Genomic DNA, 25,553 nt, shown 5'->3' on the forward strand with positions numbered 1-25,553 from the left:
CGGGGACTGAGTCTACCCCCGATAGCATGGTTCGGTGACTCCCGCAGAACTCGCCGAGGTCGTCCTCACCGCAGCCCACGCCGTCTTCACCGAACGGGGCCTGGACCGCTCCGTGCTCCCGGAGCAGACCGCGGTGGAGCGACCCCGCAACGTCGAGCACGGGGACTACGCCTCGACACTGGCCCTCCAGCTCAGCAAGAAGGTGGGAGTCCCGCCTCGGGAGCTCGCCGCTGCGCTGGCCGAGCAGCTCGGCCAGGCCGTGGGAGTCAAGTCGGTGGAGATCGCCGGCCCGGGCTTCCTGAACATCCGCCTGGACGCAGCCGCCGCGGGCCAACTGGCCCAGGTGATCGTCGAGACCGGCGCGGAGTACGGCCGTAGTGGGCGGCTCGCCGGTCAGTCGATCAACCTCGAGTTCGTCTCGGCCAATCCGACCGGCCCAGTGCACATCGGCGGCGTCCGGTGGGCGGCGGTCGGTGACGCGTTGAGCCGGTTGCTGCGCGCCACCGGCGCCGCGGTCGCCACCGAGTACTACTTCAACGATGCCGGTTCACAGATCGACCGGTTCGCCCGCTCGCTGCTGGCCGCTGCGAAGGGGGAGCCGCCGCCGGAGGACGGGTACGCCGGCGCGTACCTCGCGGAGATCGCGCAGCAGGTTCAGTCCCGGCGGCCGGACGTGCTGGCGCTTGACGCCGCCGCCGCCCAGGAGGTGTTCCGGGTCGAGGGCGTCGAGTTGATGTTCGCCGAGATCAAGTCGTCGCTGCGTGACTTCGGCGTGGAGTTCGACACCTACTTCAATGAGAAGGACCTGCACGACCGGGGCGAGTTGGAGCTCGCCCTGGAGCGGCTACGGCAGCAGGGCCACATCTTCGAAGCCGACGGGGCCACCTGGCTACGCACCACCGACTTCGGCGACGACAAGGACCGGGTACTGCGCAAGTCCGACGGCGAGTGGACGTACTTCGCCGCGGACTGCGCCTACTACCTGGACAAGCGGGAGCGCGGCTTCGAGCGGGTCGTGCTGATGCTCGGCGCGGACCACCACGGCTACCTGGGTCGGATGAAGGCGATGGTCGCCTGCTTCGGTGATGACCCGAGCCGCAACCTGGAGATCCTTATCGGGCAGATGGTCAACCTGGTCCGCGACGGGGCCCCGGTGCGGATGAGTAAGCGGGCCGGCACCGTGGTGAGCCTGGAGGACCTGGTTGAGGCGATCGGTGTGGACGCCGCCCGGTACGCGCTGGCGCGCTACTCCACCGACTCGCCGATCGACATCGACATCGAGCTGTGGACCCGGGCCACCCGCGACAACCCGGTCTACTACGTGCAGTACGTGGCGGCGCGTACGGCGAGTGTCGGGCGCAACGCCGCGGAGGTCGGGCTGGCCCGGGGCGGCTCGGCGGACTTCCACCCCGAACTGCTCGACCATGACAAGGAAAACGAGCTGTTGAAGGCGCTGGCCGAGTTCCCCGCCGTGGTGGCCACCGCCGCCGAGTTGCGGGAGCCGCACCGGATTGCCCGGTACCTGGAGGACCTGGCCGGGGCGTACCACCGCTTCTATGACAACTGCCGGGTGCTGCCGCGGGGCGACGAGGAGATCACCGACCTGCACCGCGCCCGGCTCTGGCTCAACGACGCCACCCGTGTGGTCATCGCCAACGGCCTGCGGCTGCTCGGCGTCACGGCCCCAGAGCGGATGTGACGTGCGAGCGCGAGGAGTGAGCTTGCGAGCCCCGCAGTCGGGAAGCGGAGATGGGTAAGTGCGAGCGCGAGGAGTGAGCTTGCGAGCCCCGCAGTCGGGAAGCGGAGATATGTAATGCGTGCACACGAGGCCGGCGCCCTGCATGGGGAGATCGGCAGCCAGGGTACGGCGTGGCTGCGTGCCCCGCGGGACGTGAACGCCCTGCTGCCCGGACTGTGGCCGCGTACCGTCAGTCGGGCGGCGGACGGCGCGCTCGCCGTCGCGGGCCGCTCGGTGCGGGAGCTCGCGGCCGAGTTCGGCACCGCGGTGTATCTGCTGGACGAGGAGGACCTGCGGAGCCGCTGCCGAGATTTCCGTGCCGCCTTCCCGACCGAGGATGTCTACTACGCCGGTAAGGCGTTCCTCTGCCGGGCGGTGGCCCGGATGGTCGCCGAGGAGGGCCTGTACCTGGACGTGTGTAGCGGTGGCGAGTTGGCTACCGCGTTGGCTGCCGGGATGCCGCCGGAGCGGATCGGCTTCCACGGCAACAACAAGTCGGTCGCCGAGCTGAGCCGGGCGTTGGAGGTCGGGGTCGGGCGAATCATCGTTGATTCGTCCCACGAGATCGACCGGCTCACCGGGCTGGCTCGCGAGCGGGGCGTCCGTCCGCGGGTGTTGGTGCGGGTCACCGTCGGCGTGGAGGCGCACACCCACGAGTTCATCGCCACCGCGCACGAGGACCAGAAGTTCGGCTTCTCGCTGGCGGACGGCGCGGCGATCGCCGCCGTGCTGCGCATCCTCGACGAGGACGTGCTGGAGTTGCGCGGTCTGCACTCGCATATCGGGTCGCAGATTTTCGACGCGAGCGGGTTCGAGGTCTCCGCCCGCCGGGTGCTGGGGCTCCAGGCGCAGATCCGCGACGCGCGGGGGGTGCAGCTACCAGAGCTGGACCTGGGCGGTGGCTTCGGCATCGCGTACACCTCGCAGGACGACCCGGCCACGCCGGCCGACTTGGCGAAGCGGCTACGCAAAATCGTTGACGGGGAGTGCGCCGCCGAGCGGTTGGCTGTACCGCACCTGTCGATCGAGCCGGGTCGGGCGATTGTCGGTCCGGCCATGTTCACGCTCTACGAGGTGGGCACGGTCAAGTCGGTGCCGGTCGGCGCCGGTGGTGACGCGGCCGATGGGCGTCGTTGCTATGTGAGTGTTGACGGCGGCATGAGCGACAACATCCGAACCGCGCTTTACGACGCGTCGTACTCGGCGACCTTGGCGTCCCGGGCGAGCGTCGCCGGCCCGGTGCTTGCCCGCGTTGTGGGAAAGCACTGTGAGTCCGGGGACATCGTGGTGAAGGATGAATTCCTGCCCGCCGACGTGCAGCCCGGAGATCTTGTCGCCGTGCCCGGCACGGGTGCCTACTGCCGGAGCATGGCCAGCAACTACAACCACGTGCCGCGCCCTCCGGTGGTTGCGGTGCGTGACGGCCGGGCTCGCCTGATCGTCCGCCGGGAAACCGAAGAGGACCTGCTCGCTTTGGATGTGGGATGACATCACCTGTGCGCTTGGCGCTGCTCGGCTGCGGCACGGTCGGCAGCGAGGTGGTTCGGCTACTGCACTCGCAGTCCGCCGATCTCGCCGCCCGGATCGGTGCTCCGCTGGAGATCGCCGGCATCGCCGTCCGGCGGATCGGCCGGGACCGGGGTGAGCTGCCGGTCGATCCGACCGTCTTTACCGCTGACCCGTTTGACCTGGTCAAACGGGACGACATCGACGTGGTGGTCGAGTGTGTCGGCGGCATCGAACCGGCTCGGAGTTGGCTGGTGGAGGCGCTGCGGGCGGGTAAAAGCGTAGTAACCGCGAACAAGGCGTTGCTCGCCGAGGACGGCGGGTCGCTGCATGACGCGGCGGCGCAGGGTGGGGGCGATCTCTACTACGAGGCGGCTGTGGCCGGCGCGATTCCCCTGCTGCGTCCGCTGCGGGAGTCGCTGCACGGGGACCGGGTCACTCAGGTGACCGGCATTGTCAACGGCACCACTAACTTCATTCTCTCCGCCATGGATTCCACTGGCGCCGGCTTCGCCGAGGCGCTGGCAGAGGCGACTGAGCTGGGGTATGCCGAGGCTGACCCGACGGCCGACGTGGAGGGTTTCGACGCGGCGGCCAAGGCGGCGATCCTCGCCTCACTGGCATTCCACACCCGGGTTGGCGCGGCGGATGTGCACCGGGAGGGCATCACCGAGGTCACTGCCGCTGATGTCGCCAGTGCCAAGGCGATGGGCTGCACCATCAAGTTGCTCTGCATCGCGGGGCGGGGCACCGCCGCGGATGGTCGGGAGACCGTCAGCGTTCGGGTGCATCCGGCGATGATTCCGCTCACCCATCCCCTCGCCAGCGTGGGTGACGCCTTCAACGCGGTGTTCGTGGAGGCCGAGGCGGCGGGGCAGCTGATGTTCTACGGGCCGGGTGCGGGTGGGGCGCCGACTGCCAGCGCGGTGCTCGGCGACGTGGTGGCGGTCTCCCGTAACCGGCTCGCCGGGGTCCGGGCCGCCAGTGAGTCCGCCTACGCCGACCTGCCGGTGCGGCCGATGGGGGAGGCGCTCACCCGCTACCACATCAGCCTCGACGTGACCGACCGTCCCGGGGTGTTGGCGGCGGTGGCGGGCGTGTTCGCGCAGAACGATGTATCGATCGCAACCGTTCGGCAGGGCGCTGCGGGCAGCGGCACGGCCGGTCGGGACGAGGATGCCGACCTGGTCATCGTCACCCATGTCGCGCCGGACGCCGCGCTCGCCGCGACGGTCCAGGCGTTGCGCGGGCTGGATGCGGTCCGGTCGGTAGCCAGTGTGCTGCGGGTCGAGGGCAGCGCATAGCTCAGTCCGGTTGCACCGGTCCCGGTCCAGCGTGGTCCGGGTCGCGTCCCGCCTGGTGGGTTGTGGGCCGGGTGCGCTGGAGTCCGATTGGCTGGCTGGTCCAGGCTGGCCCCGGTGGTTTCGGCCGGGCCAGGATGAGCAGGCCCGGAGAGCTGAGGGCCGGGAGAGGTGGAGGGCACGATATGTGGCGGGGTCTCATCGACGCGTACCGAGATCGGCTGCCGGTTACAGCGACCACCCCGGTCGTGACCCTGCACGAGGGGAACACTCCGCTGCTGCCGGCGCCGGTGCTTTCGGAGCGGACCGGGTGCGAGGTCTATCTGAAGGTCGAGGGCGCCAACCCGACCGGTTCCTTCAAGGACCGGGGAATGACCGTCGCGGTCTCCAAAGCGGTCGAGGCCGACAACAAGGTGATCATCTGTGCCTCGACCGGCAACACCAGTGCCTCGGCTGCGGCCTATGCGGCGCGAGCCGGCCTGACCTGCGCGGTACTGGTGCCGCAGGGAAAGATCGCGCTGGGCAAGCTGGCCCAGGCGTTGGTGCACGGTGCCCGACTGCTTCAGGTCAGCGGCAACTTCGACGACTGCCTGTCGTTGGCTGCCAAGCTTGCCCAGGACTATCCGGTCGCCCTGGTGAACTCGGTGAACATCGACCGCCTACACGGCCAGAAGACCGCCGCGTTCGAGATCGTCGAGGCGCTTGGCGCGGCACCGGACATCCATTGCATGCCGGTCGGTAACGCGGGGAATATCTCCGCCTACTGGCTTGGCTACTCGGAGGAACAGGCCGCCGGAAATATCACCCGTACCCCGAAACTCTATGGTTTTCAGGCCGCTGGCGCCGCGCCGATCGTCACCGGCCAGGCGGTACGCGAACCGGCCACGATCGCCACCGCAATTCGGATCGGCAATCCGGCGAGTTGGCTGAGAGCACTGGATGCCCGGGATGCCTCGGGCGGTCTGATCGCCGCGGTCACCGACCGGGAGATCCTGACCGCGTACCGGCTACTCGCTCGCGATGTCGGGGTCTTCGTCGAGTTGGGCAGCGCCGCGAGTGTCGCAGGACTGCTCCAGCAGGCCGCCGCGGGTACGGTGCCGCCGGGGTCCACGGTCGTCTGCACGGTCACCGGTCATGGCCTGAAAGACCCGGAGTGGGCGATCTCGACCGCCCCCGCTCCGGTGACCATCGCCAATGACCCCGTGGCCGCGGCCCGTTCACTCGATCTCGCCTGAGGGGCGGGCTGGACTCGCCCGCGGTGCCAACGAGCGAACTCGCGGGGGCTCCAACGAGTGAACCCCGCCGCGCCGGTGCAGAACCAGTACGGGACACTCGACTCACCCGCACCCAATTCTCCCGCTCAGGAGTGAGTCCAGCCGATGTCGCTGCTCGCCAGATTTAGTCTCGCCAATAGAGGGCTGATAGCCCTTGTCGCGGTGGTCACCACGGTGTTCGGAGCGTTCGCCGTACCGTCGCTGAAGCAACAACTCCTACCGTCGCTGGAGTTCCCGGCCGCCTTTATCGTGGCGGCCTACCCAGGCGCTGGTCCGGAGGCTGTTGAGTCGCAGGTAACCGTGCCGATCGAGAACAGCCTGCAGGGCGTCACCGGGCTGGAGAAGATCACCTCCACCTCGCGTGAGGGGTCGGCGACCATTCAGGTTGAGTACGAGTTCGGTACCGATGTGGACGAGGCGGTCAACCAACTGCAGAGCGCGATCAACCGGGTCGGCGCGCTGCCGGAGGGGGTTGACCCGCAGGTCATCGCCGGCGGTACGGATGACCTGCCGGCGGTAGTGCTCGCCGCCTCCGGCGATGCCGACCAGCGGGCGCTCAGCGAGCGGCTGCGCAGTACGGTCCTGCCGGAGCTGGCCGCGATCGAGGGCGTTCGTGCGGCGGATCTGACGGGCACCCGCGATGAGGTCGTGGTGATCACCCCAGATGTGGCGAAGCTCACGAAGGCCGGGATTCAGCCCAGTGCGTTCGGTGGGGCATTGCGGGCCAACGGCGTCGCCATTCCGGCCGGCGCGGTTGTGGACGGCCAGCAGACGCTCCCGGTGCAGGTCGGCACTCCGCTGGGCACCCTCGACGAGCTGCGGGGCGTCATCCTCACCGTGGCACCGGCTCCCCCGGTGCGCCTCGGCGACGTGGCGACGGTGGAGGAGCGGCTTACGCCCGTCACCGCGATCACGCGTACCAACGGCCAGGAAAGCCTGGGCATCGCCGTGACCGCGACTCCGGACGGGAACGCAGTGGAGATCTCCCAGGAGATCCGGGACCGGCTCGCGGAGCTGCGCACCGCCTCCGGGGCCGAGCTGACCGTCGTCTTCGACCAGGCCCCCTTCGTCGAGAAGTCGATCAAGGGTCTCGCCACCAAGGGGCTGATCGGCCTCGTGATGGCCGCTTTGGTGATCCTAGTTTTCCTCCTCTCGGTGCGCTCCACCGTCGTGACCGCGGTCTCCATTCCGTTGTCGGTGCTGGTCGCGCTCATCGCGCTCTGGATCGGTGACTACTCGCTCAATCTGCTCACCCTCGGTGCGTTGACGATCGCCGTCGGCCGTGTCGTCGACGACTCGATCGTGGTGCTGGAGAACATCAAACGGCATCTTGAGTACGGCGAGTCCAAGCAGGAGGCCATCCGGACCGCGGTCCGCGAGGTGGCCGGTGCGGTGACCGCCTCCACCCTCACCACGGTCGCCGTGTTCGCCCCGATCGCGCTGGTCGGCGGATTCATCGGGCAGCTCTTCGCGCCGTTCGCGATCACCGTCACGGTGGCGCTGCTCGCCTCGCTGTTGGTGTCGCTGACCCTCATTCCGGTGCTGGCGTATTGGTTCCTCCAGCCGGCCGGTCAGACGGCGGGCGAGGCGGCGGTGCGCCGGGCAGCCGAGGAGAAGGAGCTGCGTAACCCGCTGCAGCGCGCGTACCTGCCGGTCATCGGCTACGCCACCCGGGAACGGTCGACTCGATGGATCACCCTCGGCCTCGGCGTCCTGGTCCTCTTCGGCACGTTCGGCCTCTCCCGCCAGCTGGAGACGAACTTCCTCGACGACTCCGGCCAGGACACGATGACCATCACCCAGGAACTGCCGGCGGGCACCGGGTTGGCGGGAACGGACGCGGCGGCACAACAGGTGGAGAAGGTGCTGGCCGAGACCGAGGGCATCGAGACCTATCAGGTGACGGCCGGCGCGGGGGGTAACCCGTGGGCCGGTACCGGCGGCAACAATGTGGCGACCTGGTCGCTCACCCTCGTGGATACCGACGCCGAGCAGATGCGTGCTGTCCTGCGCGAGAAGTTCGACGAGTTCGGCGCCGAGGCGGGTGAGTTCCGGTTCGGGGCCGGCCAGGGTGGAGCCGCCGCGAATCAACTCGAGGTGATCGTGCAGGCCGCGGATCCGGCGACCCGGACCCAGGCCATCGACGAGGCGTCGGCGGCGATGACGGGGCTGCCCGGCGTCGAGGATGTGACCACCAGCGTGGCCACCCAGGTCGGGCAGATCGAGGTCAAGGTCGATCGGGCGAAGGCCGCAGCGGCCGGGCTCACCGAGGCGAGGATCGGGCAGCTCGTCGCGCAGGCATTCCGGGGCGCCCCGCTGGGGCAGCTGACGATCGAGGGCCAGCAGCGGGACGTGGTCCTGCAAACTGCCCAGCCGCCGGTGTCGACCGAGCAGCTGCGGGCACTGCGGGTCGGCGCGGTCCCGCTGGGTGCCATCGCTGAGGTCAGTGAGGTTCTCGGCCCCCAGCAGATCACCCGGATCGACGGTGAGCGCAGCGTCTCGGTGACCGGCACGGCCACCGGCTCCGACCTCGGCGCCACCAGCCAGGAGCTGCAGGAGCGGCTGGACGCGATTGACGTTCCCGGGGCCACCTTCGTCATCGGTGGTGTTAGCGCGGACCAGGAGGAGGCCTTCGCTGATCTGGGGCTGGCGGTGCTCGCCGCGATCGCAATCGTCTTCCTGATCATGGTCGTGACGTTCCGTAGCCTGACTCAGGCACTGATTCTGCTGGTCTCCGTGCCGTTCGCGGCGACCGGCGCGGTCGGGCTGCTGCTGGCCACCGGCACCCCACTGGGCGTACCGGCGCTGATCGGGGTTCTCATGTTGGTCGGCATCGTGGTGACCAACGCGATCGTCCTGCTCGACCTGGTCAACCAGTACCGGGCGCAGGGCCTGGGGGTCCGGGAGGCGGTCGTCGAGGGCGGCCGGCGCCGGCTGCGCCCGATTCTGATGACCGCGGTCGCGACCATCTTCGCGCTGCTGCCGATGGCCCTCGGCCTTACCGGCGAGGGCGGCTTCATCTCGGAACCGCTGGCGATCGTGGTGATCGGTGGTTTGCTCAGCTCGACGCTGCTCACCCTGGTGCTGGTGCCGACCCTGTACGTCATGGTCGAGCACGCCAAGGAGTCGATCCGGGATTGGTGGTCCGGTCGGCGGGGGACACGGGCCGGGGCCGAGGCATCGGTCGTCCCGTCCACCGCAGCTGAGCCGGCTGCCACCGGGACTCCGGTTGCCACCGGGACTCCGGTGGCCGCCCCGGCTGCCACCGGACCGGGTGCGGCGGAGCCTGCGGGTCCGGCCACCACCGCCACCGCCACCGCCACCGGGGAGGCGTCCGACCAGGCGACGCCTTCGCCGGCACTGGTTGAGGGAACTGACCAGTTTGAGGTGCTGCGACTGCCCAGAAGCCGTACCTCGCCGCTTCCGCCGGCGGAGTAACACCTGACCGCGGACGCCCTCGACGGCTGGTCGAGGGCGTCCGCGCCGTTTTGCGTGCTGCTGCTGTCCACACGTTGACTAAAGCGTGGCACTGCGGTGGATAGGGTTCGGTGATGCCCTCCGTCCTCTCGGTCCTGCGTCGTAACCGGAACTTCCGTAAACTGCTCTTGGCCGAGCTGATGGTCTTCGGCGTTGACTGGTTCGTCATGGTGCCGCTGTTGGTGCTCCTGCCGGCGCTGACCGGCAGCGGTGTGTGGGGTGCGTTGCTGCTGGCCATGGATACCGGCGTCGTGGCGCTGCTGCTGCCGTACACCGGGGCGGTGGCGGACCGGTTCGACCGTCGCCGGATCATGATCGGTGCCAACCTAGCCGCGTTGTTCGGCGTCCTGCTGCTCCTCGGCGTACGCGACGCCGGCACCGCCTGGCTGGCGTTGGTCGGGATCGGGGTGGTGGCGGTAGCCAAGGCGTTCTACTCGCCGGCCGCGCAGGCCGCTCTGCCGAACGTGCTGGACCGGGACGAGCTGGCTGCGGGTAATGCGGTCGCGGGTTCGGCGTGGGGCACGATGACGATTGTCGGGGCATCGCTGGGCGGTGTTCTGAGCAGCGCTACCGGGCCGTACGTCGCTTTCTGGGCAGCCGCTGGCGGCTTGGTCCTGGCGGCCGTCCTGGCCGGGCTGATCCGTCGGCCGTTGCAGGCTCCCCGTGAACAGGACCGGCCGGTGCAGCCGACCTGGGCGGCGGTCCGGGAGGCGCTTGGCTACATCGGCCACCGGCCCCGGGTACTGGCGTTGGTGACGGTGAAGTCGGCGGTCGGTCTCGGCAATGGGGTTTTGACGGTCTTTCCCTTGCTGGCAGCGACCTATGGGGCCGGCCCGATCGGCGCCGGGCTGCTCTTCGCGGTACGTGGGGCGGGGGCTCTGGTGGGTCCGATCCTGATGCGACGGATCCTGGGGAACCGGGCCTGGCTGCTGCCGGGCCTGGCACTGTCCATGTCGCTGTACGGGCTGGCCTATCTAGGCGCTTCCGTGGTGAGCTGGTTCCCGCTGGTGCTCGGGTTGGTCTTTGTGGCGCACTTCGCCGGGGGCAGTAACTGGGTCATGTCCAACTACGCCCTCCAGGGCGAGGTCCCGGACCGGTTGCGGGGGCGAGTCTTCGCCACCGACATGATGCTGGCGACCCTCGCCATCTCGGTGAGCCAGCTGGTGGTGGCCTCGGTGATCGATGTGGTGGACGAACGAGTGGTGCTGGCCGGTGGCGGTCTGGTCACCCTGGTCTACGCGATCGGCTGGCGGGTGGCGACCCGCCGCCTTTCGTTGACCGGGCCAGCTGCCGAGCCGGAGTCGGCTCTGCGCTGACGAGGGTCTCCGCCCAGTATCTCCCCGGCAGTCGGGCCGGGGGCGGTGGTTCGGAACGTCGGTGCGCGGTCCTAGCATGAGCGCGTGTCGACCAACTTCATGCCCGGGCCGGTCCGGGTGCGAGTCGCTGCCACGAGCGCCAATCTGGGGCCGGGGTTCGACGCTGTCGGGCTCGCCCTTGGACTCTATGACGATGTTTGCGCCGAGGTTACCGCTGGCGGTGTCACGGTGCAGGTGGTCGGCGAGGGCGCCGGTGACCTACCCAACGATGAGCAGCACCTCGTGGTGGGCGCGATGCGGGCCGCTTTCGCCGAGTGCGGCGGCCAGCCATCGGGGCTGGCGGTGGAGTGCGTCAACCGAATCCCCCAGGCGCGTGGCCTCGGCTCTTCCTCGGCGGCGATCGTAGCCGGGGTGCTGCTGGCCCGGGCATTGGTGCCCGACGGGCAGCAGCGGTTGGACGACGCCGCCGTGCTCCGTCTCGCGGCCCGGCTTGAGGGTCACCCGGACAATGTGGCGCCTTGTCTGCTGGGTGGGTTCACCGTCGCGTGGACCGAACCGGAGGGCGCCCGGGCGGTGTCGCTGCCGGTCGCCGCCGGGGTCCGGCCGACGGTGTTCGTGCCGACGGAGCGGGGGCTCACGGCCGCTGCACGGGCCGCACTGCCGGCCACTGTGCCGCACCAGGACGCGGCGCACAACGCTGGCCGGGCCGCCCTGCTGGTCCATGCGCTCAGCCTCGCGCCGGAGCTGTTGCTGCCGGCCACGGTTGACCGATTGCACCAGGACTATCGGGCCGAGGGCATGCCGGCAACGGCCGCTCTGGTTGCCGAGCTGCGCGCGGCGGATGTGCCAGCGGTGGTGTCTGGGGCTGGCCCGACTGTGCTGGCGCTGCGCGAGCCCCCTGCCGACCTGGTAGCGGGGCCAGACTGGCAGGTTTGGTCGTTGCCGGTAGAGGTGCACGGCGCCCGGGTCGGTCGGGGTAGACTGGGACACGCGGAGCGGGATCCTGTTGCCGCAGGTCGGAAGAGTTGATTACGCTCTAGACTTAGCACAGCCGCGAAGCACGCGATCTTCCTGCGGGTCGGCGCACCCCCGAAGCTATCGGCGGTCTGCCCGTCACCCCTGCCTAGACACGCCGCACCGCAGTGTGCACCGGTCGCGGCAGACGGCGAGCCCGTCCTCATCACTCGGTGAGTCGGGAAGGCGACCGGCTGCTGTGTCACGATCTCCCGCGACGCGTCCATGCGAGGCGGGTGCACCGAGGCCGCCCGGCCACCTGTATGTCGATCCCGGGCAGTCCCGGCCTATCGAGGGAAGGATTCCATTGAGCGACACCACCGACGTGACGTCGGATGTTTCCAACGTCGCTGGCGATGCCACGACCGCTGCTCCCACCCGTCGTCGGCGTAGCGGCACAGGTCTGTCGGCGATGCTGCTGCCGGAGCTTCAGAGCCTGGCCGCGTCGCTCGGCATCTCGGGCACGGCTCGCATGCGCAAGGGTGAGCTGATCAGCGCGATCACCGAGCGCCAGAGTGGCGGGGCAGCCACCGGAACCCCTCGACCGCGGGCCGAGGTTGCGGCTGCTGCGGCCCCCGCCCGGGGGGAGGTTCACGCGGAGGTCCGGGAGTCGGGCGAGCGGCCGGAGCCTGAGGCGCGTCCCGCCGAGTCGCCGACGACCACCCCGACCACCGGCCGTGCCCGTGGCCGCCGTAGCCGGGCGGTCAGCGAGGCCGGTGAGGCCCCCGCTGAGACGCGACCGGAGGGCACCGAGGCCGGCGAACGCCGGGAGCGGGCTGAGGGTCGCGGCCGGGATCGTGCTGAGCGCGGCGACCGTGCTGAGCGTGGCGATCGGGGCGANCGTGCTGAGCGTGCTGACCGGAGCGATCGTGCTGAGCGTGGCGAGCGTGCTGAGCGTGGCGATCGGGGTGACCGTGCTGAGCGCGGCGACCGGAGCGACCGTGCTGAGCGTGGCGACCGTGCTGAGCGTGGCGACCGTGCTGAGCGCGGTGACCGGGGCGAGCGTGGCGACCGGAACGAGCGCGGCCAGCGTGACAATGACGGCGAGGAGGAGAACGAGGGCGGCGGTCGGCGTGGCCGGCGTAGCCGCTTCCGGGACCGTCGGCGCGGCCGCGGCGATCGGGACAGCGATGGTGGCCGGGAGCCCCAGGTCAGCGAGGACGATGTCCTCGTCCCGGTGGCGGGCATTATCGATGTGCTTGACAACTACGCTTTCGTCCGCACCACTGGCTATCTGGCCGGGCCGAATGATGTTTACGTCTCTATGTCCCAGATCAAGCGGTATGGCCTCCGGCGCGGTGACGCGATCACCGGTGCCGTCCGCGCGGCGCGGGAGGGCGAGCAGCGGCGGGACAAGTACAACCCGCTAGTCCGGCTGGACACCATCAACGGGATGGAGCCGGAGGAGGCGAAGCGCCGACCGGAGTTCTATCGACTCACCCCGCTCTACCCGCAGGAGCGGCTGCGGTTGGAGAGCGAGCCGCACATCCTCACCACTCGGGTGATCGACCTGGTGATGCCGATCGGTAAGGGCCAGCGGGCGCTTATCGTTTCGCCGCCCAAGGCCGGTAAGACGATGGTGTTGCAGGCGATCGCGAACGCGATCACCCACAACAACCCGGAGTGCCACCTGATGGTGGTGTTGGTGGACGAGCGCCCAGAAGAGGTCACCGACATGCAACGGTCGGTGAAGGGTGAGGTCGTCGCGGCAACCTTCGACCGTCCGCCGCAGGACCACACCACCGTTGCCGAATTGGCGATCGAGCGGGCGAAGCGGCTGGTCGAGCTGGGCCACGATGTGGTCGTGCTGCTGGACTCGGTGACCCGGCTCGGCCGGTCGTACAACCTGGCGGCGCCGGCCAGCGGCCGGATCATGTCGGGTGGTATCGACTCCACCGCGCTGTACCCGCCCAAGCGGTTCCTGGGTGCGGCCCGCAACATCGAAAACGGCGGTTCGCTGACGATCCTCGCCACCGCGCTGGTGGAGACCGGTTCGACGGCGGACACGGTCATCTTCGAGGAGTTCAAGGGCACCGGCAACGCGGAGTTGAAGCTGGACCGGAAGATCGCCGATAAGCGGACCTTTCCGGCCATCGACATTCACCCGTCCGGCACGCGTAAGGAGGAGATCCTGCTCGCGCCGGAGGAGCTGGCTATCGTCCACAAGCTCCGGAAGGTGCTGCACGCGCTGGACTCACAGGCCGCGCTGGATCTGCTGCTGGACCGGCTCAAGCAGTCGCGGACCAACATCGAGTTCCTGATGCAGATCGCGAAGTCGACGCCCGGGGAGTGAACCTCCGGTCGGCGCCGGGGCAAGGCCGTGTAGGTCGTGCCCCGGCGTCGGGTAGCAGCGGTGACACCGCAGCGGATCGTCCCCACGCCGGAGCGGAACTGCCGGAGCGGAAGCGCCGGGGCGAATGCTCGGCGGCGATCGGGGAATGCGGTGGTACGGGTCGGCGTTTGCGCTGCCAGTGCCGCGGCACGGCCCGCCTGCCGAGCCGACCTGTCCCCGTGGCAGACTGGTTAGTCGGCCACCGGTTCCGGTTCACGCCCTATCCGTCGTACACCTGCGGCCGGGCGACCCGGCGACCACCAACGAGAGGACCGAGGCGACATGAAGCCCAACATTCACCCGGAGTACGTGACCACGGAGGTCGCCTGCTCCTGCGGTAACACCTTCACCACCCGCAGCACCGCCAAGGGCGGTTCCATCCACGTGGAGACCTGCAGCGCCTGCCACCCGTTCTACACCGGCAAGCAGCGCGTTCTGGACACCGCCGGCCGGGTGGCCAAGTTCCAGCAGAAGTACGCCAAGGTTCAGGCCAAGAAGGGCAAGTAACGCCCAACTCGGCGCCCGTGTCCGGTTTCTGGCCGGACGCGGGCGCTGTCCGTATTCCGCCCCGGCTCCGGGGCGTCGCCATCCAGCGCCGTTGTCGAAGGAGTAGCTGTCCATGAGTAGCGAGCGTCTGGCCACCCTCCTGGACGAGTACGCGGAGCTGGAAGAGCGGCTGGCCGACCCGGCGATTCACGCCGATCAGAACCTGGCTCGCCGAGTTGGCCGCCGGTACGCGGAACTGGTGCCGCTGCACAAGGCCGCCACCGAGCTGTCGCAGGCCCGAGCCGACCTGGCGGCGGCGAAGGAACTGGCGGTCGAGGATCCGACCTTCGCGGCCGAGGCGGAGGCGATCGCGGCGACCCTGCCGGCGCTGGAGGAGTGCCTCGCCGAGCTGTTGATCCCGCGGGACCCGCACGATGCCAAGGACGTCATCGTCGAGATCAAGGCGGGGGAGGGGGGCGAGGAGTCGGCGCTCTTCGCCGGCGACCTGCTGCGGATGTACACCCGGTACGCCGAGCGTTGTGGCTGGCTAGTTGAGGTGATCGACGCGCAGGATTCGGACCTGGGCGGCGTAAAAGATGTCTCGCTGGCCATCAAGAGCAAGGGAGTGCCGGAGGGCGGCAACGGGGTGTGGTCCCGACTCAAGTGGGAGGGCGGCGTGCACCGCGTGCAGCGGGTGCCGGTCACCGAGTCGCAGGGACGCATTCACACCAGCGCGGCCGGCGTGCTGGTGCTGCCGGAGGCCGAGGAGGTCGATGTGACGATCGACCTGAACGAGCTTCGGATCGACGTATTCCGCTCGTCCGGTCCCGGTGGTCAGTCGGTAAACACCACCGATTCCGCGGTCCGGATCACCCACCTGCCGACCGGTATCGTCGTCTCCTGTCAGAACGAGAAGTCCCAGTTGCAGAACCGCGAGCAGGCGATGCGGATCCTGCGGGCCCGACTCCTGGCAGCGGCGCAGGAGCAGGCCGACGCCGCGGCCTCCGACGCGCGTAAGGCGCAGGTACGGACGGTGGACCGTTCGGAGCGGATCCGCACCTACAACTTCCCGCAGAACCGGATCACTGACCACCGGATCGGCTACACGGCGTACAACCTGGACCTGGCACTCGCCGGAGAGTTGGACGGTGTGTTGGTGGCGCTAGCTGAGGCCGACCGGGCAGCCCGGCTGGCGGGCAACGTGGACCTGGGCCGCCGCTGACAGCGCCGGCCCGGCTCGAGTCGACGGTGTTGTGGGGCCGTCAGGAGGCGCGGGGGCGGGTCTTGGCCCGCAGCATCTCCCGGTCGGCGATTTCGAAGGCGACGCTCAGGGCGTCCGGTACGTCGGGCCCGCTGGCGGCCACCTCAGCGAAGCCGATGCTGACCCCAACGGGGGTGCCGGGCACGAGGGATTCCCAGTCCTCGGTCCGGACGGCGGACTTGATCCGGCGCGCCATCTCCTGAGCCTCGGCCATGTCCGTACTGGGTAGCACCACGACGAACTCGTCGCCGCCGTAGCGGGCCACGAAGTCGTTGCGCCGCATCACCCGGTTAACCACTCCGGCGACGCGTTGCAGGACCAGGTCGCCCGAGTGGTGCCCGTGGTGCGTGTTCACTGCCTTAAATCCATCCAGGTCGCAGACGCCGATCACCACCCGTTTCCCCTGGGCCATCACGGCGGCGATGTGCCGCTCCAGCCGGCGTCGGTTGGGTAGCCCGGTCAGCGGGTCGGTGAGTGCCTCTCCCTCGAAGCGGGCGGCCTCGCGGCGCATCTCCTCGTGGTCGATGCGGGCGGCGATTCCGTCGATGTAGACGTCCCGAAGCCGATCGTTGCGTTGGGCGGCGAGCCGGAACGCCCGCCGGTCGGCCCGGTGCGCGTCGACGTGTTTACCCGCCCGGCTCAGCGCGATACTGCGGAGCCGATCGGGCTCGGCCGCGCCCAGGGTCTCGGTGGAGACCTGCACGGTGTCCAGTCGGGTGACCGCCTCGATTGGGCGGTCGGCCGCGATGGCCAGGCAGACCTCGCCGAGTTGGCGCAGGTCTCGCGCCCGGGCACTGTCGCCGCCGTGGCTCAGCAGTCGGGCGGGGGCGCCGTCCGTTCCCACCTCCAGTCGGTCACCCAGGGCGGCCCGTCGTGCTGTGGCGTAGCCGTACGCGGCGATGCTGCTGGGGCGCAGCCGCCCGGCCTGTCCGGCGCGTAGGAACTGCGTCAGGTCGCTGGCGATGTCGCGGAGCACCCGCAGGCAGCCGTCGCTGTCGCCGGTGTGGTCCAGCGCTACGGCGTTGCGTAGTCGGATGCCGGGGGCGGCGAAGGTTTCTGCCGGGATGCCGGCGGCGAGCCCGAGCTGTCGTGCCCGCTCGATTGCGCCCAGCGCGTATCCGTGGAAGCTGAGGTAGGAGTAGGCCATCGCGAGGTCGTGCCAGCCCCAGGCGGTGTCCCGGTCAGGGTCCTCGACGGCGCCCAGCGCGCGAGCGGCCCGCACCAGGTGCATGACACAGCGGTCCAGGGCGCCCTGGTGGTGGGCGGCGAGCGCGGCGAGCGCGTGCAGGTGCCCGTGCGGGTATGGCTCGGCGAGGTCCCGGACGGCGGCGGTGGCCTCCTCGATGGCCCGGGTGTACTCCGCGGTGCGGCCCAGGTTGACCACCGCGGAGAGACGTTGCACCAGGGCGTCGGCCCGGGCGTACCGGTCGTTGGTGCTGGCGAGCACGTCCGAGAGGATGCGGTACGCCTCGGCGGAGCGGCTCGACTCCTGCAGCCCGCGTGCCCGCGTCAGGGTGTCAACCTGGTCGCCGATCTGGTCCAGCCAACCCACCCGCGACCTCCTATCTGTGTGCGCCTGACCGCACCGGCTCGTGGTCGGTTGCGCGACGCCTCATGATTATGGCGTGAGCACTTTGTCGCAACAGCCCTCCGAAGGGACGAATCGGGAGCGACCCACCAGGGCGGTCGTCCGGGCCGCCCGGGTGCTGGCCGAAGCCGGGGTTCAGGGGGCCCGGGGGGAGGCGGAGGTGCTGGCCGCGTACGTGTTGGGGGTGCCGCGGGGCCAGCTGGCTCTGGCCGACGGGCTGAGCCCGGACCAACGTTGCCGATTCGACGCGTTAGTGGCCCGGCGGGCCGGCCGGGAGCCGTTGCAGCATCTCACTGGCAGCGCACCTTTTCGGCATCTCGAACTGGCGGTCGGCCCGGGCGTCTTCGTGCCTCGTCCGGAGACGGAGCTGCTCGCCGGGTGGGGTGTTGAGCAGGCACGCCGGGAGGCGGCGCCGTTGGTCGTGGACTTGTGTAGCGGCTCCGGGGCGATCGCCCTGGCGGTGGCGCAGGAGGTCCCGGCGGCCCGGGTGGTCGCGGTGGAGCGTTCCCCGGCGGCGCTGTCGTGGCTGCGACGCAACGCGACCAGCCGGGCCGACGCCGGTGATCGGCCGGTTGAGGTGGTGGCCGCAGATGTCACGGCGCCGGACCTGCTCGCCGACCTCTTGGGGCGGGTAGATGTGCTGTTGTGTAACCCGCCGTACGTGCCGGCGGATGTGGTGGTGCCGCCGGAGGTCAGCCGGCACGATCCGGCGGCTGCGGTCTTCGCCGGCGCGGATGGGTTGGTCGTTATCCGGCCGGTAGTGACCCGGGCTGCGGTGCTGCTGCGGCCCGGGGGGTGGCTCGGGATCGAGCACGACGACACGCAGGGCGCGGCGGTACCCGGGCTGCTGGCGGGGGATGGTCGGTACGACTCGATCGCCGGTCACGCCGACCTCGCCGGCCGGCCTCGATTCGCCACTGCGATCCGGCGTCGGGACGCGGGGGAGCCTCGAGTGCCCGGTGGCGCTGGCGGGTAGGCCGGTGAACTCGCCCACCTCCGGGGCGGGGTGGAGCGCGCGTGTCCCGTTGCCCGGGTACGGCCGGCACACCGCCCGAAGTCGGGCGTGGCAGACTGCTGCTCGTGATGCTCTACGACTGCCGGTCGCCCGCCGACCGGGACCGCGGCATCGCGGCAGCCATCAAGGCGATCCGCGACGGCGAGTTGGTCGTCCTGCCGACCGACACGGTCTATGGGATCGGGGCGGACGCGTTCACTCCGCACGCGGTCAAAGCCCTGCTCGACGCCAAGGGCGGTCAGCCGGTGCCGCCACCGGTGCTGATCGGCTCCCGGCACACCTTGGATGGTTTGGTCTTCTCCTTGCCCAGCGCGGCCCGTGACCTGGTGGCGGCCTTCTGGCCGGGTGCGCTGACCATCGTGGTTGAGCACTCGCCCAGTCTGCGGTGGGATCTGGGGGAGACCGCGGGCCGGGTCGCGGTGCGGATGCCGTTGCATCCGGTCGCGCTGGAGGTCCTTCGGGAGACCGGCCCGATGGCGGTGGCGTCGGCGAATACGGCTGGCCTGCCCGCGGCCACCACCGCCGAGGCGGCCCGTGGTCAGCTCGCCTACTCGGTGCGCACGTATCTGGAGGCCGGTCCGCCGGTTGCGCCCGTGCCGAGCACGATCGTGGACCTGACCGGGGAAGTGCCCCAACTGCTCCGGGCGGGTGCGATCGAGCTGGACCGGCTGCGGGATGTGGTGCCGGACATCGACTCGACCCGGGTGGCCTGAATGCCGCCGTTTACCGTGCTCCATGTCTGTATGGGCAACATCTGTCGTTCACCGATGGCGGAGCGGCTGCTGGTTCTGGCCGTTCAGGAGCGGCTGGCGCGGTGCGGCGATGCCGCACCGGGGCTCGCCGATGAGCTGCTACACAGTCACAGCGCCGGCACGGGCGGCTGGCACGCCGGTGAGGAGATGAATCCGCCGGCAGCCCGACAGGTGACCGGGCGGGGCGGTGGCACCGACGGTTTCGTGGCCCGCAAGCTGCGTTCGGAGCACATCGACGGCGCTGACCTGGTGCTCACCGCGACCGGCGAACAGCAGGAGTTCGTGTCGGGGCTGCGGCCGGACGCGGTCTCCCGCACCTTCGTGCTGGGTGAGTTCGGCCGCTTGCTGCCTGCGGTGGACCTGGCTGGTCTGCCGGCGCCTGGGCTGAACCCCACCGCCGTGTACGCGCGCGGCGTGGCGCTGGTCGAGGCGATGGACGCCGTTCGGGCGGGGGTCGGGCCGCTCGCTGTGGATGACCTCGATGATCCGTGGGGCCGGGGCGACCAGTGTTTCGGCCGGGTCGCGGACGAGGTCGAGGAGACGGTGCGTCCGTTGGCGGCGGTGTTGTTGCCGTAACCCGCCCGGGTTACCCGGTGGCGGAACGAGGCAGACAAGAGGCGCATTCAGGTCATTCTTGACGGGTCCTGCCGGCTCCTGCGGGGAGAGCTGATGACCCGGGCACACCTGAACAAGTTGATGACAGTCCTGCTCGCCGGCCTGCTGGCCGGTCTCGGGCTCGCGGTGGCGGCCTTGCCCGCCGCCCTGGTGTACGGAGTTGGCCTCTCGGCGCTCGCCGCGCCGTATACGGAGCTGCCGAACACCCTGCGGACGCCACCCACCCCGCAGCGGTCCAACCTGTACGCCAACGACGGCAGTACGTTGATCACGTCCTTCTACCAGGAGGACCGGGTGGACGTGCCGCTACACGAGGTGGCCCCGGTGATGCGTCAGGCGATCCTCGCCGCCGAGGATGCCCGCTTCTATCAGCACCGGGGGGTGGACCTGCGCGGCGTGGCGCGGGCGTTCACCGCCAACCAGCGCGGCGGTGCGGTCCGGCAGGGGGCATCCACCCTGACCATGCAGTACGTCCGCAACGTTCTGGCCAGCGACCCACGCCTAACCGAACAGCAGCGCCGGGCCGCCACCGAGGTCACCTCTGTACGCAAGGTGCAGGAGGTGCGGTACGCGTTGGCGCTGGAGCGGGAGCTGAGCAAGGACGAAATCCTCGCCCGATACCTCAACATCGCGTACTTCGGCGCCGGCGCGTACGGGGTGGCGGCCGCGAGTAAGCGCTACTTCACCAAGTCGCCGGCGGACTTGACCCTGGCCGAGGCGGCGTTGCTCGCCGGGCTGGTCCAGTCCCCGCACACCGACGACCCGCTCAACGGGGACGCCGATGCCGCGTTGCAACGCCGGGCGTACGTGCTGGACCAGATGGTCGAGGCCGGTCAGGTCGGAGTGGACGAGGCGGCCCGGGTGGCGGCGCAACCGCTGCGGCTGCACCCCACCGAGACGCCGAACGACTGCGCGGCGGTGCCGGCGGAGCAGAATGACTGGGGCTTCTTCTGCGACTGGTTCACCCGCTGGTGGAATTCGCAGGAGGCGTTCGGGTCGACGGTTGACGAGCGGCAGCTCGCCCTGCGTCGGGGCGGCTACGAGATTGTGGCGTCCCTGGACCCGGCGGTGCAGCAGGCCGCGATCGAGCAGGTGCAGCAGATCTACTCGGAGAATCACCGGTACGCGCTGCCGACCGCCGTGGTCCAGCCCGGCACCGGGCGGGTGCTCGCCATGGCGGTCAACCGCACCTACGGCGTGCAGCCGAACCCGGTCGGGTGGAAGAACCGCCCGAACACGGTCAACCAGCTGGTCGCGGGCGGCGGCGCGATCCAGGGCTATCAGGGCGGGAGCACGTTCAAGCTCTTCACCGTGCTGGCCGCGGTGGAGGCTGGGTTGCCGTTGAACACGGTGTTCGACGCGCCCGACCGGATCGTGACCGACTTTCCGGTCAGCGGTCGGGCGAGCTGTGATGGGAGGTGGTGCCCCCGCAACGCCAGCTCGTCGGTTGATGGGGAGCACACCATGTGGAGCGCGTTCGGCAAGTCGGTCAACACGTATTTCGCCTGGTTGACCGAGCGGGTAGGCGCGGATCGGGTGGTGGAGATGGCTGAGCGGCTGGGCATCGTGTTCCGGGCGCCCAGTGACGAGCAGCTGGCCCGGCACGGTGCCCGCGCGTGGGGTCCGTTCACGTTGGGTGTCTCGGCCACGACTCCGTTGGACCTGGCGAACGCGTACGCCACCGTCGCGGCCGACGGGCGGTGGTGTGCGCCGCTGCCGGTGCTGCGGATCACCGATTCGGCCGGGCGGACGGTCGCGGCCGGGACGCCGGACTGCCGGCAGGTCGTGGCCCGGGACGTGGCCCGGGCCGCGGTGGACGCCGCGCGCTGTCCGGTCGGAGATCAGTCGATGTACCGGGGCTGTGAGGGGGGTACCGCACCGGAGCTCCGCTCCCAGCTGGGACGCCCGGTAGCCGGCAAGACCGGCAGTTCGGAGGGGTACGGCACGGAGTCCATCGTCGCCGTCACGCCGCAGCTCGCGGTGGCGGCGATCGCCACCAACCCGGATGACCCGCGCGATGCGGTGGGGCACGCGGTCCAGGCGCGGATGGCCGACGGGGTGGCGGAGCTGATGTCCGTAGCTCTGCGGGGGCAGCCGGTTCGGGACTTCGTCCCGCCGAGCGAGGTAACCGCCTTCGACGTCACCCCTGCCCGGAACGGGGAGTAGGAGCCCTCGCCGCGGGGCGGATGTTCTTGTCGGGCGGTGCGCGCGTCGTGCCCGGTGGTGCGCGCGTCGTGCCCGGTGGTGCGCGTCTTGCCCGGTGGGGCGCGCGCCTTCCCGGTGGGGCGGGAGCGGTCCGCCGGTGTGCCCGTCGCACCGCCCCACCTGGCGTCGCACGGCCACCGGCACGGGAAGCAATAGACTGTGGTGTTGTGAACACCGAGACGACGCCGACCGCCCAGGAGCGGGACGACGACCAGCCGCGGGCGACCGATCCGGCCGCGGGCGAGCCAGGCGCGATTCGCGCGCGGCTGCCCTACCTGCGGCTGCCCCTGGCCGCGTGTGCCCTCCTCGCGGTCACCGCGGTACCGGTCGCGGCGGCTGCCCGGGGCACCACCTCCGCGGTCGCGGTGGCGGCGGGGATCGCGCTCGTTGTCGTGAGCTACCTGGTCTCCGGTCTCTCGGTGGCCTGGGCGGACGCGGTCAGCCCGCAGCTGATCATGTCGGTTGGGCTGGTCACCTACGTCACGAAGATCGTCGTGCTGGGTGTGGTGATGGCGGCGGTCGCCGCGACTGGTTGGGCCGGGCTGCCGGATATGGGGGTGGCCATCATCGCCGCCGTGGTGGTCTGGACGGCCGCCCACCTGACCTGGGCACTCCGCGCTCCACTGCCCACAGTTGACTCGTCGCCACGGAGCTGAGCGGCCGGGCGGGCGGGCGGCCGTAGGTGTACGACTGGCGTTAACTCGACGTTTTGATGTCCTGTGCGGTGTGTCGGACAGGAGTAGGCTGGCCCGGATTGATGCCCCAGCCGCCGCCCGCACGCCGCCCTGCAGTGTGGGGGGTGCCGCACACTCCTGCAAGTTACGACTGATAATGTACGCGTCGTAATGGCCGACAACCCAGACCGCGAACCGTCCGACGCGCACTCGTCGGAGGGTGTGGCGGGTGCCGTGCTTGGCTACCTCCTTGCCGGCATCCTGGTCTGGGGATTTCTCGGCTGGTTGGCGGAGGGCTTCCTCGGCGTGCCGGCCGGCGTGGGGATCGCCGTCGGCATGATGCTCGGCGCAGCCGCAGCGATCTACCTGATCATGAAGAGGCTCGGTGCCTGAGTGTCGGCACGCGCCGGTCTGTCGAGTGTGGAGGATGACACGGTGAGCGGACAGCTGGTCGTCGCCCAGGACCTTCCCTGGCCCCCCAGCGTCAATGACTTCTACCCCCCAGCGGTGGCTGGACCGTGGGTCACGAAGTTCACCCTCATGGTCTGGCTGGCCGTCGGTCTGGTGATCATCTTCTACATGGCCGCCTACCGGAACCCGAAGCTGGTCCCCAGTAAGGGGCAGTGGTTGGCCGAGTCGGTCTACGGGTTGGTTCGAGACAACATCGCCCGGGAGCAGATGGGTAATGCCGGCATCCGGTTCGCCCCCTACTTCACGGTGCTGTTCAGCTTCATTCTGATCACCAACTTCTTCAGCATCGTTCCCGGGCTGCAGATCTCGCCGAACTCGCACATCGCCTTCCCGATCGTGCTCTCCGCGATCTCCTACGTGCTCTACCTCGCTGTCGGGGTCCGCAAGCACGGTCTCCTCAAGTACCTCAAGATGAGCCTGATCCTGCCGGGCGTGCCGTGGCCGATGCACTTCCTGCTGGTCCCGATCGAGTTCCTGCAGAACTTCGTCGTGCGGCCGGTTACCCTGGCCCTCCGACTCTTCGCCAACATGTTCGCCGGTCACCTACTTCTGCTGGTCTTCACCGTCGGTGGCTTCGTGATGCTCTCCGCGGACAACCTCTTCGTTCAGGTGACCTCGGTCTTCTCCTTCGCGATGGCGATCGTGATGGCCTTCTTCGAGGCGCTGGTGGCCGTGCTGCAGGCGTACGTCTTCGTCACGCTGACCGCCAACTACGTCGGCACCTCGCTGGCCGAGGAGCACTGAGATCCCGCTCGGCGGGCTGCCCGGCCCGACCAAGCTTCTGGTACAAACCCCGAACGCGTGAGACCTCACGTGTGAGCTAGGAGGAATACCCGCAATGGACGTTCTCGCCCTCGAAGGCAGCATCAACACCGTCGGCTATGGCCTCGCCGCCATCGGCCCCGGTATCGGTGTCGCGCTGGTCTTCGCGGCCTACATCCAGGCCAGCGCCCGCCAGCCGGAGTCCGCCGGCTTCAACCGCACCTGGCTGGTCCTGGGCTTCGCCCTGGTCGAGGCGCTCGCCCTCTTCGGCCTGGTGCTCGCCTTCGCCATCGGCTGACGAGTACCCTTCCCCGACCCGGAGGTCTGACATGTATCTCGCCGCCGAAGGTGGGCACAATCCGATCCTGCCGATCTGGCAAGAGCTCGTCGTCGGGACCATCGCCTTCGCCCTACTCGTCTTCGTGCTGCTGAAGTTCGTCATGCCGCGCATGGAGACGATGTACCAGGCGCGGGTGGACGCGATCGAGGGTGGCCTCAAGCGCGCCGAGGCTGCCCAGGCCGAGGCCAACCAGCTGCTCGAGCAGTACCGGGCCCAGCTGGCCGAGGTGCGCACCGAGGCGGCCCGGATCCGGGACGACGCCCGGGCCGACGCGGAGGGCATCCGACAGGACATCCTCGCCAAGGCGCGGGAAGAGTCCGACCGGATCATCGCCGCGGGCAAGGAGCAGCTCGTCGCCGAGCGGACCACGATCGTGCGCGAGCTGCGTACCGAGGTCGGCACGCTCGCGGTGGACCTGGCCGGCAAGATCGTTGGTGAGTCGCTCGCCGATGAGGCACGCCGCGCCGGCACGGTCGACCGGTTCCTGGACGGTCTCGAGAGCGCGGGGGCCCGCTGATGCAGGCCGCCACCAGCCGGGAGTCGTACAAGATCGCGGCCGACCGCCTCGACGAGTACGTCCGGGGCGCGGAGTCTTCGGCAGTGGCCGCCACCGCCGACGACCTTCTCTCCGTCGCCGACCTGCTCCGGCGCGAGCCACGGCTGCGCCGGGCCCTCGTTGACCCGGCCCGCTCCGGTGCGGACCGGGCCGACCTGCTCGCCGGAATCCTCCGCGGGAAGGTCGGCGGGGACGCGCTCGACCTGCTGACCACGCTGGTCTCCCACCGCTGGTCGGCCCCGTCGGAACTCCTCGACGGTGCCGAGCGGCTCGGGGTGGCCGCGCTGCTGGCCGCCGCCGACAAGGCGGGCGACCTCGGTGAGGTCGAGGACGAGCTGTTCCGTTTCGGTCAGGTCGTGGCCGGCCAGTCGGCGCTCTCCAACGTGCTGTCGGACCCGGCGGCCCCGGCCGCGCAGCGGGCCACTCTCGCCGGTGAGCTGCTCGCCGGCAAGACCCGCCCGGTCACCGTCCGGCTGGTCGAGGTGGCGCTCGGCGGGTTCGGCGGGCGCTCCTTCGTCGGGGCGCTCACCCGGTTGGTCGAGCTCGCCGCCGACCAGCGGGACCGACAGGTGGCGTACGTGACCGTCGCGGCCCCGTTGGGTGCGGAGGAGGAGCAGCGCCTGGTCGCCCGCCTCTCCGCCATCTACGGTCGCGAGGTGACCGTCAAGCAGTCGGTCAACCCCGAGGTCCTCGGTGGGGTCAGCGTCCAGGTCGGCTCCGACCTGTACGACGGCACCGTCCTGCGCCGCCTCAACGAATCCCGTAACGCGCTCGCTAAGCGCTGAGCCGGAACTGCCGCGCCAGCGCCTGACTAGACGTCATTCGGACCGGTCGGTACTAGGTATCCCGGGCCCCTGATACTTAAGGAAG

The 25,553-nt window shown here is 70.0% G+C and carries 21 protein-coding genes; 20 read left to right on the top strand and 1 reads right to left on the bottom strand.

Annotated features, from left to right (window positions below; translation table 11 throughout):
* Positions 1-34 precede the first annotated feature (34 nt).
* From argS to prfA, 10 genes are all read left to right on the top strand, one after another.
* Positions 35-1,699: an arginine--tRNA ligase gene (argS, locus tag B116_RS0105495; protein ID WP_018720425.1), complete on the top strand. Its 1,665-nt coding sequence runs from the start codon at positions 35-37 to the stop codon at positions 1,697-1,699.
* Positions 1,700-1,813: 114 nt separating this feature from the next.
* Positions 1,814-3,226, top strand: a complete 1,413-nt coding sequence (lysA, locus tag B116_RS0105500) for a diaminopimelate decarboxylase (protein WP_018720424.1) — start codon at positions 1,814-1,816, stop codon at positions 3,224-3,226.
* A gap of 8 nt (positions 3,227-3,234) precedes the next feature.
* Entirely contained in the window at positions 3,235-4,548 is a 1,314-nt protein-coding gene (locus tag B116_RS0105505) for a homoserine dehydrogenase (RefSeq protein WP_018720423.1), read from the top strand.
* A gap of 182 nt (positions 4,549-4,730) precedes the next feature.
* The gene (thrC, locus tag B116_RS0105510; RefSeq protein WP_018720422.1) at positions 4,731-5,780 is read left to right on the top strand and encodes a threonine synthase; all 1,050 of its coding nucleotides are present in this window, start codon (positions 4,731-4,733) and stop codon (positions 5,778-5,780) included.
* A gap of 144 nt (positions 5,781-5,924) precedes the next feature.
* On the top strand, positions 5,925-9,257 hold the full coding sequence (locus B116_RS0105515; protein WP_027659426.1) for an efflux RND transporter permease subunit: 3,333 nt from the start codon (positions 5,925-5,927) through the stop codon (positions 9,255-9,257).
* A gap of 113 nt (positions 9,258-9,370) precedes the next feature.
* Positions 9,371-10,612: an MFS transporter gene (locus B116_RS0105520; protein ID WP_018720420.1), complete on the top strand. Its 1,242-nt coding sequence runs from the start codon at positions 9,371-9,373 to the stop codon at positions 10,610-10,612.
* 84 nt (positions 10,613-10,696) lie between these two features.
* On the top strand, positions 10,697-11,641 hold the full coding sequence (thrB, locus tag B116_RS0105525) for a homoserine kinase (protein WP_027659427.1): 945 nt from the start codon (positions 10,697-10,699) through the stop codon (positions 11,639-11,641).
* A gap of 292 nt (positions 11,642-11,933) precedes the next feature.
* Positions 11,934-13,919: a transcription termination factor Rho gene (gene rho, locus B116_RS0105530; protein WP_033667305.1), complete on the top strand. Its 1,986-nt coding sequence runs from the start codon at positions 11,934-11,936 to the stop codon at positions 13,917-13,919.
* A gap of 321 nt (positions 13,920-14,240) precedes the next feature.
* The gene (gene rpmE / locus B116_RS0105540) at positions 14,241-14,465 is read left to right on the top strand and encodes a 50S ribosomal protein L31 (protein ID WP_018720417.1); all 225 of its coding nucleotides are present in this window, start codon (positions 14,241-14,243) and stop codon (positions 14,463-14,465) included.
* Positions 14,466-14,577: 112 nt separating this feature from the next.
* On the top strand, positions 14,578-15,666 hold the full coding sequence (gene prfA / locus B116_RS0105545) for a peptide chain release factor 1 (protein WP_027659429.1): 1,089 nt from the start codon (positions 14,578-14,580) through the stop codon (positions 15,664-15,666).
* Between the two features lie 40 nt (positions 15,667-15,706).
* Here prfA and B116_RS0105550 read toward each other — a convergent pair whose 3' ends face one another.
* Positions 15,707-17,257 carry a GGDEF domain-containing protein gene (locus B116_RS0105550; protein ID WP_027659430.1) on the bottom strand — a complete coding sequence of 517 codons (1,551 nt, stop codon included), beginning with the start codon at positions 17,255-17,257 and terminating at the stop codon, positions 15,707-15,709.
* Positions 17,258-17,330: 73 nt separating this feature from the next.
* Between B116_RS0105550 and prmC the strand changes: the two genes are divergently transcribed.
* The 10 genes from prmC to B116_RS0105600 all read left to right on the top strand — a co-directional run bounded on the left by prmC (position 17,331) and on the right by B116_RS0105600 (position 25,468).
* Positions 17,331-18,269 (top strand): peptide chain release factor N(5)-glutamine methyltransferase, encoded by a 939-nt coding sequence (gene prmC / locus B116_RS0105555; RefSeq protein ID WP_027659431.1) that lies wholly within the window; start codon positions 17,331-17,333, stop codon positions 18,267-18,269.
* 107 nt (positions 18,270-18,376) lie between these two features.
* Positions 18,377-19,021: an L-threonylcarbamoyladenylate synthase gene (locus tag B116_RS0105560; protein ID WP_018720413.1), complete on the top strand. Its 645-nt coding sequence runs from the start codon at positions 18,377-18,379 to the stop codon at positions 19,019-19,021.
* Complete coding sequence (locus B116_RS0105565; protein WP_018720412.1) at positions 19,022-19,636, top strand: arsenate reductase/protein-tyrosine-phosphatase family protein; 615 nt, start codon at positions 19,022-19,024, stop codon at positions 19,634-19,636. It abuts the gene before it with no gap.
* Between the two features lie 93 nt (positions 19,637-19,729).
* On the top strand, positions 19,730-21,841 hold the full coding sequence (locus B116_RS0105570) for a transglycosylase domain-containing protein (protein WP_027659432.1): 2,112 nt from the start codon (positions 19,730-19,732) through the stop codon (positions 21,839-21,841).
* Between the two features lie 206 nt (positions 21,842-22,047).
* Positions 22,048-22,536 (top strand): hypothetical protein, encoded by a 489-nt coding sequence (locus tag B116_RS0105575; protein ID WP_027659433.1) that lies wholly within the window; start codon positions 22,048-22,050, stop codon positions 22,534-22,536.
* A 189-nt stretch (positions 22,537-22,725) separates the two neighbouring features.
* Complete coding sequence (locus tag B116_RS0105580) at positions 22,726-22,947, top strand: MATE family efflux transporter (protein ID WP_018216786.1); 222 nt, start codon at positions 22,726-22,728, stop codon at positions 22,945-22,947.
* Entirely contained in the window at positions 22,948-23,769 is an 822-nt protein-coding gene (atpB, locus tag B116_RS0105585; protein WP_027659434.1) for a F0F1 ATP synthase subunit A, read from the top strand.
* A gap of 94 nt (positions 23,770-23,863) precedes the next feature.
* Positions 23,864-24,085, top strand: a complete 222-nt coding sequence (gene atpE, locus B116_RS0105590) for an ATP synthase F0 subunit C (RefSeq protein ID WP_018815065.1) — start codon at positions 23,864-23,866, stop codon at positions 24,083-24,085.
* A 31-nt stretch (positions 24,086-24,116) separates the two neighbouring features.
* A complete protein-coding gene (locus B116_RS0105595; protein ID WP_018720408.1) occupies positions 24,117-24,644 on the top strand; it encodes a F0F1 ATP synthase subunit B in 528 nt (175 codons plus the stop codon).
* A complete protein-coding gene (locus B116_RS0105600) occupies positions 24,644-25,468 on the top strand; it encodes a F0F1 ATP synthase subunit delta (RefSeq protein ID WP_027659435.1) in 825 nt (274 codons plus the stop codon). Before B116_RS0105595 ends, B116_RS0105600 begins: the two co-directional genes overlap by 1 nt.
* Positions 25,469-25,553 lie beyond the last annotated feature (85 nt).

The organism is Salinispora fenicalii, from assembly GCF_000514815.1.
Taxonomy (GTDB): Bacteria; Actinomycetota; Actinomycetes; order Mycobacteriales; family Micromonosporaceae; genus Micromonospora; species Micromonospora fenicalii.